Origin of the sequence: Mesorhizobium sp. M0500 (assembly GCF_040321165.1) — a bacterium.
In the GTDB taxonomy this organism is placed as follows: Bacteria; Pseudomonadota; Alphaproteobacteria; order Rhizobiales; family Rhizobiaceae; genus Mesorhizobium.
On sequence record NZ_JAMYRB010000031.1, the window covers coordinates 1 to 17,804 of the forward strand.

Genomic DNA, 17,804 nt, shown 5'->3' on the forward strand with positions numbered 1-17,804 from the left:
GCCGTGGCACGCTGATCACCCCGGCCCCATGCCGGAGAGCGCGGCGACCGAGCCGTCAGCTACACCACTCCCTGGGACACGATCGCCCAACATTGACCGCATCGCGAAAGAGGGCGCGATCTTCACCGACCTCTACGCCCAACAGTCCTGCACTGCCGGACGCGCCGCGTTCATCACCGGGCAGAGCTGCTTCCGCACGGGCCTGCTCAAGGTCGGCGCGCCCGGTGCCAAGGAGGGGCTATCCGAGAAGGACCCGACGCTCGCCGAGTTGCTCAAGCCGCAAGGCTACGCCACCGGCCAGTTCGGCAAGAACCATCTGGGCGACCGCAACGCATTTCTGCCCACCCTGCACGGCTTCGACGAGTTTTTCGGCAATCTCTACCACCTCAACGCCGAGAATGAACCGGAGAACCCGGACTTCCCAAAAGATCCGGGGTTCCTCGCAAAATTCGGGCCGCGTGGCGTGCTCAAGTGCTTCGCGACAGACACGGACGATCCCACCGAGGACCCGCACTGGGGCCGCGTCGGGAAGCAGAAGATCGAGAACACCGGTCCGCTGACCGTCAAGCGTCAGGAGACGGTGGACGAAGAGTTCCTCGGCGCAGCAATGAGCTTCATAGACAAGAGCACCAAGGCGGGCAAACCGTTCTTCTGCTGGTTCAACACGACCCGCATGCACATCTACACCCACCTCAAGGCGGCGTCGCAAGGCAAGACCGGCCTGGGGTTGGAGGCCGATGGCATGGCCGAGCACGACGGCATGGTCGGCCAGCTTCTGCAGCAGCTTGACGACCTCCGCATCGCCGACAACACCATCGTGCTCTGGACCACCGACAACGGCGCCGAGGTGTTCTCATGGCCAGATGGCGGAACCACCCCATTCCATGGCGAGAAAAACACCAGTTGGGAAGGCGGCTACCGCGTTCCCGGTATGATACGCTGGCCCGGTGTCACCAAGCCGGGAACCGAGATCAACGATATCGTCTCTCACGAAGACTGGGTCCCGACGCTGGTGGCCGCGGCCGGTGAGCCGGACGTCAAGAAGAAACTCCTGACCGGCTACGAAGCGGCGGGCAAAAGCTTCAAAGTCCATCTCGACGGTTATGACCAGCACGACCTTCTGGCCGGCACCGGCCCGAGCAAGCGCAAAGAGTTCTTCTACTGGACCGATGACGGAAACCTCTCCGCCCTGCGCTATGACCGTTGGAAGATCCTGTTCATGGAGCAAAGGACCGAGGGCCTGGACGTATGGCAGGATCCGCTGATCACGCTGCGGCTTCCCAAGTTGTTCGACCTGCGGGCCGACCCCTTTGAGATCGCGCAGCGAGTTGCCGGCGATTACGACAAATGGCGGGTCGAGCGCGGTTTCGTGCTGGTGCCGGCGCAGGCCTTTGTCGGCCAGTACCTGCAAACCTATGTCGATTTCCCGCCGCGACAGAAGCCGGGCAGCTTCGCGCTCGACCAGGTTCTGGCAAAATTGCAGGAAGCCGGCGGCTCGGGCAAGGAGTGACGCTGCGTTGGCAATGACAGGAACTTTCAGGATGGGGAGTCAGCTTTCGGTTAGCTTGGCTTGGGCGATGAAGACGCCATTCCAGTGTACCAAACAGGTCGCCTCGCGCTTGGCGGCACTTCGCAGTCCGATGGGGTGTCTACTGGGCGGCAAAAACACTGACAAGAGCGGACTGCGCACGCAGTTCTCCAGCGTCAGCGACATCCTGCCCCCTGCTGGGGCCGCAGACGGGTTGGTCGCCGGTCGGGTGACGGTGGACTTGAAATGAATGGGTCTGATCAGGCGCACCTTAAGAGCTTGGCTATACGGGAGCGCCTGCCGCTTCTGGAGAAGGGTGAGATGATAAAATCCGGATCAACTCCGTGCCTACTGGCCGCGGCAGTCTTAGTTGCTGCCTTCGTTTCCGTCAGGGAAGCCAAGGCTACCGAGGCCGTTGCCGGGCGCTACGTGCCAGGAGCATTCGCAGGCCCCGGTGCGGGCATTGTGCCGCCCACGCCGGGCGTTGCCTATTGGGCGGTCTCCAACGTCTACTACCATGGCGAGGCAAGTGGCCAGATACCGTTCGGCAATGGGTCAGTGGCGGTCGGCATGAGCGGCGATGTCTGGGCCACTGTCCTGGCGGGGATCTACGTGCCCGAACTGCATCTGCCGGGCAACTGGACCTACGCCGTTGAGGTCGCCGTCCCTATTGGCTGGACCGGAGCAAAGGCCCAGGTCGGCCCCTTTGGGGTGGATCAGCAGGTCGCCGCGCTCGGCGACATCGCTTTCGCGCCGGTCGTGCTTGGCTGGCACAACGACGCCATGAACACGTGGGTATCGGCATCCCTGATGATTACGGCACCAACCGGTGAATGGAAGCAGGGTGACCTGGCCTTCATAGGACTCAACTATTGGACATTCAGCCCGGCCTTCGGGTTCACCTATCTAGTCCCCGAGCACGGGCTGGACCTCTCCGCCAAGTTCGGCGTCGACATCAACACCAAGAACCCCGACACCGACTACTACAGCGGCGCGACGGCTCACCTCGATCTTTCGGTCACAAAGGACATTACGAAGAGCCTGTCCGTCGGGGCGATCGCAGGCTTTCTGGACCAGATTGAAGACGACCGCGGTGCATTCGCCGACACCCACAATGGCTTCAGGGGCCGCTCCACCGCGATAGGCCCGCTGGTCAAATACAAGGCCAGGTTCGGAGAGAAGACCGAGGTCGATTTCACCTTGAGATGGGCCCATGAGGTTGAGGTCGAAAACCGCATGAAGGGAGACGCGGTCTTCTTTGACGTCGCCGGGAAGTTCTGAGCGGTCGCGTGACGCGGTGCGCTCGCCGTGATGGCAACACGTTGACCGTGCGGACCGACGATGTGAGTGCCTGTTTTTAGGATCATTTCGATGAGCACCGATTCCCTTGCCGAAGTCTTCGATTGCGCCGCGGCCGAGCCGCCTTTTCCGGGTATGCTCTGGATCCCAGGCGGCACCTTCCTGATGGGCTCGGACACCCACTATCCGGAGGAGGCGCCGTCACACCGGGTCAGTGTCGACGGTTTCTGGATGGACAAATTCACCGTCACCAATCGCGACTTCGAACGATTCGTGGCGGCAACTGGCTATGTCACCCTGGCTGAGAACCCAGCCAATCCCGATGATTATCCCGGCGCCTTGGCGCACCTCCTGGCTCCATCCTCGATGATGTTCAGGAAGCCGGACGGCCCGGTCGACCTCAGCAATCACTACAATTGGTGGGTCTATGTCCAGGGCGCCAACTGGCGCCATCCCCGGGGGCCTGCCAGCACGATCAGAAGGCTTGCAGAACATCCTGTTGTGCATGTCGCATATGAGGATGCAGCGGCATTTGCCGAATGGGCTGGCAAGGAACTTCCCACTGAGGCCGAATGGGAACTCGCAGCGCGAGGCGGCCTCGACGGCGCCGAGTATGTCTGGGGGCACGATCTTACGCCGGACGGCAAGCATATGGCAAATACCTGGCAGGGAGAGTTTCCCTACCGGAATGCTGTTGACGACGGTTTTGAATATACGGCCCCGGTAGGTTCATTCCCTGCCAACGGCTTCGGTCTTTACGACATGGCTGGCAATGTCTGGCAATGGACGACTGACTGGTATCAGGAACACAAGGCGATCAACAGCCCGTGCTGCACGGCCGTTAATCCGCGTGGAGGCAATCGCGAAGCGAGCTACGACGCCCGGCTGCGCGATGTGAAGATCCCGCGTAGGGTCACCAAGGGTGGCTCCCATCTGTGTGCGCCAAATTACTGCCGGCGCTATCGGCCCGCAGCGCGAATGGCGCAACCGGTCGACACGTCTGTCTCTCATCTCGGCTTTCGCTGCATCGTGCATAGAAAACTGGATTGAATGGTCAATGAGCACAACCCATCCGCGGCCTCCCTTGGAGCAAATCGGTCCGCTTCGGGTCAGAAGCGACCAAGGGCTATGTCGGCGTTGATCCAGATGCGGAGGTTCTCCTTAGGAAAGACCATGAGCCAGTCAATGTTCAAGCGGGCTGCAGAAATTGCTTCGGTTTTGTGTCTGCTCACGCTGACTGCGTGCGGAGGGGGACCGCAAGGCGTCCTAGCGCCAGTCGCCGCGAACATGTCGGCGTCGACGTCGGAGGTAACGATGTTGGTGGCGACCAGCCGCAAACCTTCCGGCGATCCTGCAACTCTGTTTACAGGCGAACGCAGCCCGACACTTTCGTTGACCGACTTGACGATTTCAATTCCCCCGAACCGGGTATCCGGCACGGTCGAGTGGCCGAAAAAGCTGCCGCCGAATCCCCAAAAGGAATTCGCCGTCGTTGCCGTGAAGAACCTTTCGATTCCCCAGGCGGGCGACTGGCTGCACTCCCACAATTCGAACGGTCATGTCCTCGTGTTCGTCCATGGCTTCAACAACCGCTATGAGGATTCCGTTTTTCGCTTTGCGCAATTTGTCCATGACTCGGGGGCAAAGGTCACACCCATTCTCTTCACCTGGCCGTCGCGCGCGAGCGTGCTCGACTACAACTACGACAAGGAAAGCACCAACTTTTCCCGCACCGCATTCGAGCGAACATTGAAGGCTTTGGCCAATGATCGCACCGTCACGGACATTACGGTCATGGCTCACTCGATGGGGACGTGGCTCGCCATGGAGTCGCTCAGGCAGATGGCATTGCAGGACGGGCGGGTGTCTCCCAAGGTCAAGAACGTAATTCTTGCATCTCCCGACCTTGATGTGGACGTCTTCGGGCGCCAGTGGACCGAACTCGGGCCGGAAAAACCCAAGTTCACGATCATGATCTCGCGAGACGACCGGGCGCTTGCCATCTCGCGCCTGATTTCTGGCGATGTCGATCGGGTGGGGCAGATTGATCCGTCAAAGGAACCGTACAAATCAAAGCTGCAGGCAGCAGGGGTTACGGTAATCGACCTCACCAACGTAAAGACGGACGATCGTTTAAACCACAGCAAGTTTGCCGAGAGTCCTGCAATCGTGGCGTTGCTGGGAGCTCAATTGGCCTCCGGTCAAATCCTGACGGACTCGCGAGTAGGCCTTGGCGACGGACTAGGCATGGTGATTGCCGGCACTGTGGGAACCGTAGGCAAGGTCGCGGCAACGACGGTCAGTGCTCCCATCGCGATGGTGGAGGGAAAAGGAAACACCCCCGCCCCCGATCAGCTCGGTACGATTCTAAAGCACGATCCGGCGGCGGAGTGATTCCGATCCGGCGGAAGGCTCGTCATAATGAGAGGATTGATCATGTTCAGAGGAGAAAGTGACGCTGGCGAGCGCATCCCGAGCTGAGAGCGCCGTTTCGCGAAGTGCCGCGATAGGAGCACAACATCGCTGAAGCGCATCCACGTCAGCGCTTCGGTTTGTTCTCGCCCAACATATTGGGCCACAGCAGTTCGTGACAGAGCACGGCTGAACTCATTGTGCTGCCATGACGCGACTCCCGGTGAAGACAGGTAAGGCTAAACGGAGAAACAAACACATGACAAAGGGCAGAAATAATCCAAGTCCAGTCCGGGTCAATAGACGTTCTCTTTTGCTGGGCGGCACCTCCTTGGCAGCCTCGGCACTTGGGGTAGCCAGCGCGATTCAAATCCAAGCCGCGCAAGCCCAGAACCAGCCCGCAAATTCTTCCTCGGGCCGACAACCAAATATCCTCGTGATTTGGGGCGATGACATCGGCTGGCAGAATGTCAGTGCCTATGGGATGGGCACGATGGGCTACACCACTCCCAATATCGACCGCGTCGGGTTGGAGGGTATCCGGTTCACCGATCACTATGCTCAGAACTCCTGCACCGCAGGCCGAGCATCTTTCATCACCGGCCAGTATCCGATCCGCTCCGGAATGGTGACCGTCGGGGTGCCGGGTGACAAACTTGGCCTGCAAGCGGCATCACCTTGCTTGGCGGAGGTGCTGAAGAAGGCCGGCTACGCCACTGGTCATTTCGGCAAGAACCACCTTGGGGATCGCAACGAGCACCTGCCGACAGCGCACGGTTTCGACGAATTCTTCGGCAATCTGTACCACCTGAATACCCAGGAGCAGCCCGAGTATCGCGACTACCAGGAGTTCGCCAAAGCATATCCCGGTGGGTCGAAGGCCTTTGCAAACAAGTACGGGACGCGTGGCGTGCTGCACTCAGTCGCCAGCGACACGGACGATGTCACGGAGGATCCACGATTTGGTCGCATCGGCAAACAGATCATCGAGGACACCGGACCGCTCACCATTGAGCGGATGAAAGATTTCGATGCCGCCGAGGTCATCCCTAAAGCGTTCGATTTCATGAAAAAGGCGAACGGCAGCGGGAAGCCATTCTTCGTTTGGCTCAACACCAGCCGCATGCATCTTTACACCCACCTGAACGACAAGTGGCGCTATGCCGCCGATAAATACACCTACGATGAAGATATCCATGGCAGCGGCATGCTCCAGCACGACCATGATATTGGCCTCGTCCTCGATTGGCTCAAGGAGAACGGGCTCGAGGACGACACCATCGTTTGGTACTCGACCGATAACGGGCCGGAACATTCATCTTGGCCGTGGGGCGGGACAACGCCGTTCCGCGGCGAAAAGATGACCACCTACGAAGGCGGCGTGCGGGTGATTTCGATGCTGCGCTGGCCGGGCGTGATCAAGGCTGGCCAGGTTCTGAACGGCATTCAGGCTCATAGGGACATGTTCACCAGCTTCGCTGCGGCCGCCGGCGAAGCTGGTGTTGTCGAACTGATGAAGAGTGAAAAGAAACAGTATATCGATGGTGTCAACAATCTAAACTATTGGACAGGCAAAGCGCTGGAGAGCAGCCGAACGAATTTCTTTTACTACTATGAAAGCAAGTTAATGGCTATCCGAATCAGTCCGTGGAAGGTACATTTCCAGACACGCGAAAACTACTACGATATCATTAGACCCCAATTGATATTTTTTAACATTCGAGCTGATCCATTCGAGAGTTACGACAGCATCGATTCCTTCGGTCATCTGGAGCAGAGGGTATCGTGGCTGTTCCAGCCAATGAACGAACTCGTCGGCGAGCACCTAAAAACACTCGCCCAATATCCGCCGGTGCAAGGCGGAAGCTCATTCGACATGTCAAACGTTGTCGAGGATTTCTTGCGAAAGTCGCAGCAATAGCCGCGCAGTTGAGTTGACGCTGCGCATCTATTGACCAGGCGACGCCATCGTTAAGCTAACCTAGCAGCCCCCAAAGTGAAAAAGGTGCCTTAGACAGAGGAGAAAGCTGAAATGAACACCGTTCTCAAAACGATTGCCATAGTTTCGACCTTGGCAGTGGCACAGCCCGCATTTTCTTTTCCTACAGATGTGCGACCGTCCGGTGAGCAGTGGACTCGCCCCTTCGCAGAGCCGGTGGTTCGCAGAAAGGTAATCAGGCCGAGAGTGGTACGTCCGAGGCCGAACGTTATTATTAGGAGAAACGTGGTGGTACGGCCGGTTCGTCGTTGGGTCCGCAGGCCATATTTTGGAGCCATTGTGGCTGGAGTAGCATTGGGGACAATCGTCGCCGTAGCGGCCGCATCTGTGCCACCCCCTGCACCTTCTGCAGACCTGTGTTGGTTCTGGTCGAACAACGCCAGAACGAGAGGATACTGGGACTACTGCGTAGCGCGATAACGCTGGCAAGCTTCCCCACAAGCTGTGAGAACCGGGGAGAAAGTGACCGCGTTCCTCGATGGTGGCTACCACGACAGCCACGCGCGGAAACCTGACCTACAGCGTCCTAGCCGGCGACGTCTGCTTTTAGGAAGCGGCAGAGCTCCCCTCAACGGCCGAAATTGGGCGCAGAGCCGGCATTGGTTCGGGGCAGATCAGCTCGTCTATTGTACCCTATGTTTCGGCTTGCCGCCGGCAAATTGCTTCAATGCATTTGCTCGCCCAGAAAGGTGTCCCCCTCGGACTCACTGGTCGCTGTCACTTATTCGGACCCTGAAATTGGCTGCCGCCGCGATTTCTCTGACTTGTCGACGACAGGGAGCCCTTCCTTTCTGGCCTTGGCAAACGCTCGGTCGCTCTCCAGGAACTCCGCCAGCATGAACGGGATCAGTTCCGCTACCGATTCGGACTCGCCATAGGTCTGACGATAAAGCGCCGCATAGTCCTTCAGTGCTTGGTTCATGTCTGCACTTACGCTTATGGTGATCTTCGAAGGTGTCCGATCCGGAAGTTTGCCGAGTTTCAGATTGGTCATGATGACTCCAGTCAATTCGGGTACGGCCGTAGCACAAGATCCTTGTGCAGGATGACGCGCAGTGGCCAACCAGGGCGGACGGTGATCGTGGGCTGAATATTGAGGTTCTTCTCGGTGATGCGCTGGCCAGCTTGACTGACGTTCTGCTGAGCGGATTCGCGGATCGCTTTGACCAGGTCGCTTTCGTCTTCCCCGAGGCTCAGCTCCGTGCCGACCCCCAGCAACGTGGCCAGCGCAACGCCTTTCATCAGCTGCCAGGTGTGGAAATCCACCTTGTCCTCAAGCCCCGCATAGCCGGCAGTGTCTGTTGCCGGCAGATTGTCGATTTCGATCGAAGAGCCGTCGGGCAGCAGTATCCGTTGCCAGACCAGCAGCGCGCGCCTTTGTCCAAAGGCAACAACGCTGTCATAGGTGCCAATCAGGCGAGAGCCTTGCGGAATGAGCAAGGTGCTGCCGGTGACTGTGTCGTGCACATTCTCGGTGACCTGTGCGACGACGAGGCCGGGCAAGTCGGAATTGATGCCAGTGATCAGGCTCGCTGCGATGACGCTGCCGGCCATCAGCTGATACGGCGAAGCCGGCGTCTGCAATGCATGTAGATTGTAGATTCCACTTGTGTTCCGCTGGCTGACAAAATCGAGCTTGCGCTGTTGATTGTTTTGGTCGCCCTCGGCCGGTGCTACGGAAGCTGAATCGCGTGCGGCATCGGATTGCGGAGCCGTTGCCTCAAAGGGTGGACGCCCGCCCTGCCCGTTGCCCGCGGCATCCGCTTGCCGGGGTCGATTTTCGATCCGGAAGAAGACTTGCGATTCGCGCGCCTCGATCGCCTGCTGTGCAAGGCGCTGCTCCTCCGCCGAAACCTCCTGGCCCGGCGCGATGCCCAGCTGGCGTTGGTGCTCAAGGATGGGGCGGCCGAGGTCGCCGGGCAGCGGTGGTCCAAGCACCGGAGGCTTGGGCTTGATCCCGGAATAGTCCTTAGGCAGCCTTTCAATTGCCTCCGCGGTTGGCTTCCGCTCAGTGTTGTAAAGCTCTTCAGCCTGCTCTTTGATGCGCAGCGCCGGTCCCTGCAGCGCCATCATGGTGACGCCTAGAACGGTCCCGGAACCAACAGCAGCAATGGCGACAATAATGCCGCGCTTGAAGCGCACAGCGCGGCGAGGCGAGGCCCGCAGCTGCAGCTGTTCTGGATCGAGTTTCGGTGGAGCATCGGAGCGGGAAGTATCCGTCATGGGCCGTCCCTCACCTGCTGGAACGCGAAAAGAGCAATATCCGCCGCGGCGCTTGCCTGCCGTCGGTCCTCGTGATGCGCACCACCTGCTGCTGCTTGGCGCCTAGGCGCAGTTCGGCCGCGGCGAAGAGGCGATCGACGATGTAATAGTTGCCCCGTATGCGGTAGTTGACGAGCTGGTTGTCCCCGTCAGCACCGACGATGAAGAGCGGCGGGGCCTCGCCCTGATCGATGCGGCGCGGGAACTCGATGTAGACCTTGCTGCCATCATCGAACGCGCGGGTCGGCCTCCAGGGCGGCATGTCGCCGGTAATCGAATAGCGGAAGCGAATATTTTCGAGAGCCACATTCGACGCCACTGCCATAGCAGCCTCGGCCTGCGCATTGCGCCGGCGTAGCGCGATGATCTGGTCCTCGCTGTAGGTCCAGGAGATTGCCGCCATGGCGGTCTTATCCGTGCTTTGAAGCTGCAGGTGATAGCTTCGCCGGTCCGTGGTGATCACCAGATTGGTGGCAAGTCCCGGCGCGAAGGGCTTCACCAGCACATGGGTGCGCTGGTCATCGCCGGAGCCACTGACGGTGTCGCCAATTACCCAGCGCACTGTATCACCGGCCGACACGGATTGGAGTTTCTCGCCTGACTGCAGAGCGATATCGCTGACGCGCTCCGGTGCGGCATAGAGCTGGTAGAGCGCGCCTTCGGCAAAGGGGTAAACCTGCACCGCATTCACATAGCCATATTTGGTGGGTTGCTGCGTCGCCGCCTTGTTGGCATAGGCGACACGTTCTTCAGGCGAGCGCCTGTCTTCAGCAGCCTTGCCCGGCTCGGGCTGCAACTGGCCGGGCAGCGGCAGCGGTTTCGGCACTTCCACGACTTTGACGGGCTTCTCCGGCGCCTTCTCAATCGCGGCCGGCTTGAAGTCAGCATGGTCATAGGAAATCTGCGGCGGCGGCACCGGCTTCGAGGCACAGGCGGAGATGACCGCAGCCAACGCCGAGAGGATTAGCGCAGTGCGGAGCGACGAGAGTCTATTTATCATTGGCGGGCTCCTTTGGGGGAACGAAAGTCTGCGCGGCACTGTCGAGCTCGCGCGACCAGTCGATGGCATTGATGAAGACGCCGAGCGGGTTTTTGCGCAGCTGATCGGCATTGTTCGGCGGCCGGATCACAATGGTGAGGATCCCGGTCCAACGAGTTGTGCTGGCGAGGCTGCCGCGCTCAAAGACCTGCTCGGTCCATTTGACTTGAAAGGAGCTGTCGGACGCTCGAACCACGCTCGTCACCTGCACCGAGACGCTGCGCGTGCCGATCTTGCCGAACGGGTCATTGGCCTTAGCGTACTCATTGAGAAAGAGGGCTGCACGGTCGGTGGCAAAGTCGTAGGCCGAGAGCCAGTTCTGCCGCACCAGCACCGGATCGGTGGAGATGGAACGGACGTTCTGGATGAAATGGCCGAGATGCCAGGCAATCTGGGCATCGTCGGGCTCGTAGGTTTGGATTGCCGGCGCGACAGCCCGTGTTTCACCGAAACGATCTACCTCGACGACATAGGGCACGACGCGGCCCTGCATCGACTGCCACAAGAGTCCACCAGAGAGCCCGGTGGCCAGAGCGAGGCAGCCGAAGGCCATCAGGCGCCAGTTCCTTGCCTGCACGCGCGCTGTGCCGATGCGCTCGTCCCAAAGTTGGGCGGCCTTCTGGTATGGTGTGACGGGGTGGGGCGTCTTCGCGTAACGCTGAACAGGTCGCTTGAAGAGCATCTAGTCTTCCTTATCGTTGAGAGAGGGGTTGGCGCCGCTTCCGCCACGATCGCCATCGCGCACCGCTTGCGTGGCGGCGTGGCGATGGGCGCGGGCTGTCTGTTCGGAACGCAGACGCCTTGCCCATGCAGGCGCCGCGGCTGGATCCGCAGCGGGGGAACTTCCGTTCATCGAGCGGGTCGGCGTGCCGCCGGTCGCTGTCCAGGCAGCCTCGCGACCGGCATCGGCACTACGGCGGAATGGTTCTGCTGCGGATCGCATTCCCCGCATCGCGGCGCCGCCAGCGGCACTCGCAACACCCTGCAGCCCAGCAGCTACCCCGGAGAGGCCGGAGTCAGGCGCTGTTGCACGGCCCATATGCCAGGCCGTGGAAGCAGCCGACCCCATAGCTGTGCCGGCACGGATTGCACCAAGACTACCGCCGGCCGCCATGCCCGTGGCGGCAAACGCGGCGCCTCCGGCAACGAGCGTTGATCCGGCTGCAGCCGCCGTTGTTCCAAGTGCTGCGCCCGCGCCAAGCTGCGGCGCGCCGGAGACAAGTCCCGAGGCAATCCCGGGCCCAAAAATGCCGAGCCCAAGCAGCGCCAGCGCACCCAGCACCTGAGACATGGCCGCCGCCAGGTCCGGCTCCTTGCCCTGCAGGGCGGAAACGAACTCGCCAAAGAGCGTGGAGCCAATGCCGACGATCACGGCCAGCACCATTACTTTGATGCCCGACGAAATCACATTGCCGAGCACGCGCTCGGCCAGAAACGCCGATCGGTTCCAAAGCGCGAAGGGCACCAGAACGAAGCCGGCCAGCGTAGTGAGCTTGAACTCCAGGATGGTGATGAAGAGCTGGATGGAAAGAATGAAGAAGGCGATGAGGACCAGGAACCAGGCGAGAAGCAGCACGAAGATGGTCAGCGCGTTGCCAAAGATCTCGGGGAAGCCGACTAGCTGGCTCGCTTGATTGAGCAGCGGCCAGGCGCCCTCGAAGCCGGCCGCGGCAATGCGGCCTGGCCGCAGGAGACTGTCGGCGGACAGATTGCCGGCCGATGCGTTGATGCCGAGCCCGGCAAAGGAATGATAGATGATGTCGGCGAGGTTCTTAAAATTGTTCAGGATGAAGGCGAAGGCGCCGACATAGAGCACTTTTCGGACAAGCCGGCCAAGAACATTGGGCTCGCCGCCGAACCCCCAGACCAGGCCTGCCAGCGTGATGTCGATACCGATCAGGATGGTGGTGAGAAAAGCGACGTCGCCGGAAAGCAGACCGAACCCGCTATCAATATAGCGGGTAAAAGTCTCCATGAAGCGATCGATGACGCCGAGGTCATTCATGTCGCCGCCTTCCTCGTTGTCTTGAAGAACTGCTGATCAGTTGCCGGGATAGGCCGTACCGGTGCCCAGGAAACGCTTCGTCGTCTCGCGGGCGGCTTCCTCGGACTGCGCCTTGCGGGCAGCATCTTCGGCTTCAGCCCGGAACTGGGTCGCGAGCAGCGTCTGGATCTGCATCTGCTGCTTGGTCGAAAGCGCGATCAGCTGATTGGTGGCCTGGCTTGCCTCAAGGGCACCTGCCGCGCCCTGACTGCGGTTGACGAGGTCGGTAAGCAGGTCGCCGTCGCCCCGCACGTTCTCCACGATCTGCGACTGCGCGCTCATGGTTTGGCGGAACGCCTGCATGGCGTTTTGCCAGCGCTCGCGCGCGGCGCTCGCCACATCGCTGACCTCGATTGTGGCGTCGTAGCTTTCCGGATATTGCACACGCCACTGGTTCTGAAGCTTGTCGAGATCGAAGCTCAGGCCGCTGGCCTGGGTCATCAGGCCGTCGATCCGTTGGAGCGAACCTGTGAGCTGGCCCACGGAAGAGAAATCCAGGTGCTGAAGGTTGCGCGCCATGTTCTGCAGCATGGTCGCCTGGTTCTGAAGCGACTGGATCTGGTTGTTTATCTGCTCCAGGGAACGTGCCGCTGTCAGCACGTTCTGCACATAATTCGACGGATCGAACACGATTAGGGCGTGGGCCGGCTGGACGTAGTCGGCCATCGGTTTTGCGATTAGGGAAACGGTGATCAGGCTGGTGAGAAGGCGGCGCCGCATCATGACGATTGCTCCTTGTCTGGTTTAGGGAATTGCTGGAGAAGCTCGGCAGCCCAATCGAGGCCGCGCGCGCTCAAGAACCGGGCGGCAAAGCTGTCCTGTCCGTGCTCCGACAGGACCCTGTCGATCAGGGTCTGCGTGGCCGGGTCGGAGGCTCCGCAAAGCGCAAGCGTGATGGGGCCGAGCCCGAGCTCGAAGAGCCGGTTGCCGCGACGCGACTGCAGATAGTATTGCCTCTTCGGCGTCGCCCGGGCGACCAGTTCTATCTGCCGCTCGTTCAGACCAAATCGCTCATAGGCCACCCGCGCCTGCGGTTCCACGGCACGGTCATTGGGAAGAAAAATGCGCTGGGGGCAGCTCTCGATAATCGCCGGCGCGATTGTTGAGCCAGCAATGTCAGCCAGCGACTGCGTGGCGAAGATGACCGACACGTTCTTCTTTCGCAGCACCTTCAGCCATTCACGGATGCGGGCGGCAAAGAGAGGGTTGTCGAGATAGACCCACGCCTCGTCGAGCATCAGCAGCGTCGGCCGTCCGTCGAACCGCTCCTCGAGACGATGGAAGAGATAGGTGAGCACCGGCAGCACAGCGCCTTGGCTGTGCATCAGCTCTTCGGTCTCGAAGCACTGCACATCCGACAAGGCCAGCCGATCGTCATCGGCGTCGAGCAGACGCCCGAACGGGCCATCGAGCGTGTACGGCATCAACGCGGATTTCAGCGCATTGGACTGAAGCAGGACCGACAACCCAGTGAGCGTGCGTTCCTGCGCCGGCGCGGTGGCAAGGCTGGTGAGGGCCGACCAGATCGCCTCCTTCACCTCCGGCGTGACGGTGACATTCTCATGGGCGATGAGGCCGGCGATCCATTCGGCTGCCCAGCTGCGGACAGCCTGGTCGTTGACATTGCGCAGCGGTTGGAAGGCAAGCGCACCGTCCGCACCAAGCGCATGGTGCTCTCCACCCGTGGCGAGTGTCGCCGCGCGGGCCGAGTTGCCCTTGTCGAAGACATAAACCTGTGCGCCGGCATAGCGGCGGAACTGCAGAGCGATGAGGGCAAGCAGAACCGACTTGCCGGCACCAGTTGGACCGACGATCAGCATGTGACCGACATCGTCGACATGGGTGGAAAGCCGAAACGGGGTCGACCCGCTGGTCTCGGCAACAAGAAGCGACGGTGCCTCCATCCGGGTGACTTTCGCGAGATGCTCGTTTGTCGCCGGACCGGCCCAAACCGACGATAGCGGCATGAGATGGGCAAGGTTCAATGTATGAATGAGCGGCTGGCGAATGTTGGCATAGACATGGCCGGGCAACGAGCCGAGCCACGCCTCGACCGCATTGACGCTTTCACGGATTGTGGTGAAGCCGAGTCCGTTGACAATGCGCTCGACCGCGCGAAGTTTCTCCGCGGCGGCTTGGCGATCCTCGTCCCATACCGTCACGGTAGTGGTGAGATAGCCGAAGCCGACATGATCGCCGCCCAACGCCTGAAGTGCTTCGTCGGCGTCGAGCGCCTTGTTGTCGGCATCGCTGTCGACGAGCGGGACCGGTTCGTTGGTCACAACTTCGCGTAGGATCGCGACGATCGATTTGCGCTTGGCAAACCACTGCCGCCGCAACCGGGTCAGTGTCTTGGTGGCTTCCGTCTTGTCGAGCGGGATGAAGCGCGTCATCCAGCGATAGGCGAAATCTTGATTGTTAAGGGGATCCAAGATTCCGGGCCGGGTGAGGCTCGGGAAGCCGAGAATGGTAAGGGTACGCAGATGCTGCTCACCTAGCATCGGCTCCAAGCCGCCGGTGAGCGGTGCATCGACCAGCACGCCATCGAGATATATCGGCGTCTCCGGGACGGTGACAGGATGGCGGCGGGGCGAGATTGTGCCGTGTAGGTAAGTCAGCGTCTCGGCATCATCGAGAGCGCGCACTTCGGGCATAAAGCCCGACAGGAGATCCAGGACGCGGTCGGTCTCATCACGAAATCGCGCCAGTTCCTGGCGCCAGTCTCTTACGCCCTGGGAATGACGAAAGTCGACGAGTGCGCTTTCCGCCCGCGCTTGGGCGTCTGGCGGCGGCATAAATAGCAAGCTCAGGTAATCGCGGCTCTCGAAGTGCTCGACCTTGCCCTCGAAGGCCGCACGCCGTTCTTCATCGACCAGCCATGAAGCCGCGTCGGGAAAACGCGAATTCGGATAGCCCAGCGCTTCGACGCGCTCGGCTCCGAAGAACAATGCCCAGCCGGAGCCAAGCCTTCTCAGCGCATTGTTTGCCCGCGCGCAGATGCCGACAAGTTCGGCTTCCGTCGCGCTTTCCAGATCGGGGCCGCGGAACCGGAAGGTCCGTTGAAAGCTGCCGTCCTTGTTGAGAACGATGCCCGGAGCGACCAGTGCGGCCCAAGGCAGATGATCGGCAAGCCGATCGGCCTTACCGCGATACTCCGAAAGGTTCAGCATGCAAGCCACCCCTTCAGGCGAAGATGACGGACAAGCACGCCGGCGAAGTCCGGATCGCGGCGAGCGGCAAAGACCGCGAGCGTGTAGCCGGCGATCCAGAGCACCAGCCCGGCAATCCACTGCTGCAGGCCAAGGCCTATTGCCGCGGCCACCGTGCCATTGAGGATCGCCACCGCTCGCGGTGCGCCGCCCAGCAGGATCGGCTCGGTCAATGCCCTGTGAACGGGAACCTCGAAGCCTGCGATATGCTGCTCTCCGGTGGCCATCAGACGAGTGCCCCGCCGCCGAAGGAGAAGAAGGAGAGAAAGAAGCTCGATGCCGCGAAGGCGATCGACAGGCCGAAGACGATCTGGATAAGCCGGCGGAAACCGCCTGCCGTGTCGCCGAAGGCGAGCGTCAGGCCGGTGGTGATGATGATGATCACCGCGACAATCTTGGCGACCGGTCCCTGCACCGATTCCAGGATCTGCTGCAGCGGCTGTTCCCATGGCATGCCGGAGCCCGCTGCGTAAGCTGGGGCCGTAATAAGAAACGCGAGCGCGGTGAACGAAAGAAAGCGAAGCTTCTTGCGCATGAGGTGACCTTTCAAAGCTGCTGGAGTTGCGAAAGCGTGAGCGGGGCGACGACGTAATCGCCGCTGCCGTCGAGACCGGTGACCTCGGCGATCGCGTCGATGCGGCGCGAGGATCCGCGCCCGGCGATGAACACGATTAGATCGATGGCATCGGCTATGAGACGGCGGGGAACGGTGACGACGGCTTCCTGGGCGAGTTGCTCGATCCGGTAGAGGGCGGAGCGCGCCGAATTGGCGTGAACCGTGGCGATGCCGCCGGGATGCCCGGTGTTCCATGCCTTCAGCATGTCCAGGGCCTCCGCGCCCCTGACTTCGCCCACGATGATGCGGTCGGGTCTGAGCCGCAGCGTCGAGCGCAGGAGATCGGCGAGCGTGACCGACCCCCGCCTCGTCCTCAAGGCAACGCAATCCTTCGCCGCGCATTGCAGTTCGCGCGTGTCCTCGATCAGGATCACCCGCTCGTCGCAATCGGCGACTTGTGCCAGCAGCGCATTGGCAAGTGTTGTCTTGCCCGACGACGTGCCGCCGGCGACCAGGATGTTGCGCCGCTCGCGCACCGCCTTCCTCAGGGCATCGGCCTGCACCTGCAGCATGATGCCATCGGCGACATAGTCGGCCAACGTGTAGAGTTTTGCCGCAGGCTTTCGGATGGCGAAGCATGGCGCCAGCACGACCGGCGGCAGCAGACCCTCAAAGCGCTCGCCCGACGGAAGTTCGGCACTGACAATCGGATTGTCCGCATGCGCCTCGTCGCGCACGTGTGACGCGACCAGGCGAATGATGCGTTCCGCCTCGGACGGGTGCATATGCACGCTGGTATCGCCCCGGCCTTCACCCAACCGGTCGAGCCACAGCGCACCGTCGGGATTGACCATCACCTCAATGACGGTCGGATCGGCAAGGGCTTCGGTGATCGCCGGGCCCATGGCGGTGCGCAGCATGGCGCGGCGGCGATGCTCGGCTTCTGGATGAGAACTCATCCTTCCCCTCCCCCACGATTGTCTTTGCCAAGAGACCGTTTCCCAGAAGCGAGCTGGTGGCCGACCTGTTCGACAAATTTGTCGAAACGCTCCTGGGCAATCGCCTGCGTCGCCCTGTCCGGGACCGGCGTGTGCGCATGAAGCGTGATCGAAAAGCGGATGAAGAGCGCCAAGCTCTCCAGGATCACCTCGACATCGCGCCTGACATGGCCGAGGTCGCGGGAAAGACGGTCGAGCCTCACACCGTAGCGCTGATCGAGCTCGTTCTCACCGCGCCGCTCGATGAAGGCCTCGACCGCCTTTGCCACGATCGCGGATTTGGTGGCCGAGGGATCACGACTAAGTTTATCCAGCCTCTTGCTCAACTCGAGTTCGAGCAGAAACTGGTGGCGAATGCGGTGGGGCTTCATGAAGCTCGTTCCAACTGACCGACGCTGATGCGCCAGCGGCAGGAACAAGCATCGGCCAGACACCCCAAATTGCTTATGGCCGTTATC

The 17,804-nt window shown here is 61.0% G+C and carries 16 protein-coding genes; 6 read left to right on the forward strand and 10 right to left on the reverse strand.

All coding sequences use genetic code 11. The features are described from left to right. The first annotated feature begins 28 nt into the window (after nucleotides 1–28). The 5 genes from NKI70_RS29555 (at nucleotide 29) to NKI70_RS29575 (ending at nucleotide 7,160) form a co-directional block, all read left to right on the forward strand. On the forward strand, nucleotides 29–1,510 hold the full coding sequence (locus NKI70_RS29555) for an arylsulfatase (RefSeq protein WP_502898949.1): 1,482 nt from the start codon (nucleotides 29–31) through the stop codon (nucleotides 1,508–1,510). A 339-nt stretch (nucleotides 1,511–1,849) separates the two neighbouring features. Beyond that, nucleotides 1,850–2,809 (forward strand): SphA family protein, encoded by a 960-nt coding sequence (locus tag NKI70_RS29560; protein WP_352641420.1) that lies wholly within the window; start codon nucleotides 1,850–1,852, stop codon nucleotides 2,807–2,809. A gap of 90 nt (nucleotides 2,810–2,899) precedes the next feature. After that, on the forward strand, nucleotides 2,900–3,877 hold the full coding sequence (locus tag NKI70_RS29565) for a formylglycine-generating enzyme family protein (protein WP_502896963.1): 978 nt from the start codon (nucleotides 2,900–2,902) through the stop codon (nucleotides 3,875–3,877). 123 nt (nucleotides 3,878–4,000) lie between these two features. Then, nucleotides 4,001–5,221: an alpha/beta hydrolase gene (locus tag NKI70_RS29570; protein ID WP_352725795.1), complete on the forward strand. Its 1,221-nt coding sequence runs from the start codon at nucleotides 4,001–4,003 to the stop codon at nucleotides 5,219–5,221. A 277-nt stretch (nucleotides 5,222–5,498) separates the two neighbouring features. Continuing rightward, nucleotides 5,499–7,160, forward strand: a complete 1,662-nt coding sequence (locus tag NKI70_RS29575) for an arylsulfatase (protein ID WP_352641421.1) — start codon at nucleotides 5,499–5,501, stop codon at nucleotides 7,158–7,160. Nucleotides 7,161–7,959: 799 nt separating this feature from the next. On the opposite strand, the gene NKI70_RS29580 is transcribed toward NKI70_RS29575, so the two are convergent. The 10 genes from NKI70_RS29580 to trbB are packed head-to-tail and all read right to left on the reverse strand — an operon-like array spanning nucleotide 7,960 to nucleotide 17,307. Then, the gene (locus NKI70_RS29580) at nucleotides 7,960–8,232 is read right to left on the reverse strand and encodes a DUF2274 domain-containing protein (protein ID WP_352483803.1); all 273 of its coding nucleotides are present in this window, start codon (nucleotides 8,230–8,232) and stop codon (nucleotides 7,960–7,962) included. Nucleotides 8,233–8,243: 11 nt separating this feature from the next. Continuing rightward, on the reverse strand, nucleotides 8,244–9,461 hold the full coding sequence (locus NKI70_RS29585) for a TraB/TrbI/VirB10 family type IV secretion system protein (protein ID WP_352641423.1): 1,218 nt from the start codon (nucleotides 9,459–9,461) through the stop codon (nucleotides 8,244–8,246). Nucleotides 9,462–9,471: 10 nt separating this feature from the next. After that, nucleotides 9,472–10,500, reverse strand: a complete 1,029-nt coding sequence (trbG, locus tag NKI70_RS29590) for a P-type conjugative transfer protein TrbG (RefSeq protein ID WP_352641426.1) — start codon at nucleotides 10,498–10,500, stop codon at nucleotides 9,472–9,474. Further along, nucleotides 10,490–11,221: a conjugal transfer protein TrbF gene (gene trbF, locus NKI70_RS29595; protein WP_352622083.1), complete on the reverse strand. Its 732-nt coding sequence runs from the start codon at nucleotides 11,219–11,221 to the stop codon at nucleotides 10,490–10,492. The genes trbG and trbF overlap by 11 nt, the downstream gene beginning before the upstream one ends. Beyond that, complete coding sequence (trbL, locus tag NKI70_RS29600) at nucleotides 11,222–12,544, reverse strand: P-type conjugative transfer protein TrbL (RefSeq protein WP_352622085.1); 1,323 nt, start codon at nucleotides 12,542–12,544, stop codon at nucleotides 11,222–11,224. 36 nt (nucleotides 12,545–12,580) lie between these two features. Continuing rightward, the gene (gene trbJ, locus NKI70_RS29605; RefSeq protein ID WP_352641428.1) at nucleotides 12,581–13,306 is read right to left on the reverse strand and encodes a P-type conjugative transfer protein TrbJ; all 726 of its coding nucleotides are present in this window, start codon (nucleotides 13,304–13,306) and stop codon (nucleotides 12,581–12,583) included. Then, on the reverse strand, nucleotides 13,303–15,753 hold the full coding sequence (gene trbE / locus NKI70_RS29610) for a conjugal transfer protein TrbE (RefSeq protein ID WP_352725797.1): 2,451 nt from the start codon (nucleotides 15,751–15,753) through the stop codon (nucleotides 13,303–13,305). The genes trbJ and trbE overlap by 4 nt, the downstream gene beginning before the upstream one ends. Beyond that, the gene (locus tag NKI70_RS29615) at nucleotides 15,747–16,019 is read right to left on the reverse strand and encodes a VirB3 family type IV secretion system protein (protein ID WP_352641432.1); all 273 of its coding nucleotides are present in this window, start codon (nucleotides 16,017–16,019) and stop codon (nucleotides 15,747–15,749) included. The genes trbE and NKI70_RS29615 overlap by 7 nt, the downstream gene beginning before the upstream one ends. Next, nucleotides 16,019–16,327, reverse strand: coding sequence for a TrbC/VirB2 family type IV secretion system protein (locus NKI70_RS29620; RefSeq protein ID WP_352622092.1), 309 nt, complete (start codon nucleotides 16,325–16,327; stop codon nucleotides 16,019–16,021). The genes NKI70_RS29615 and NKI70_RS29620 overlap by 1 nt, the downstream gene beginning before the upstream one ends. An 11-nt stretch (nucleotides 16,328–16,338) precedes the next feature. After that, nucleotides 16,339–17,307 (reverse strand): P-type conjugative transfer ATPase TrbB, encoded by a 969-nt coding sequence (gene trbB, locus NKI70_RS29625; protein WP_352690722.1) that lies wholly within the window; start codon nucleotides 17,305–17,307, stop codon nucleotides 16,339–16,341. 56 nt (nucleotides 17,308–17,363) lie between these two features. On the opposite strand from trbB, the gene NKI70_RS29630 reads away from it, so the two are divergent. After that, entirely contained in the window at nucleotides 17,364–17,735 is a 372-nt protein-coding gene (locus tag NKI70_RS29630; RefSeq protein ID WP_352622096.1) for a hypothetical protein, read from the forward strand. The last annotated feature ends 69 nt before the right edge of the window (nucleotides 17,736–17,804 follow it).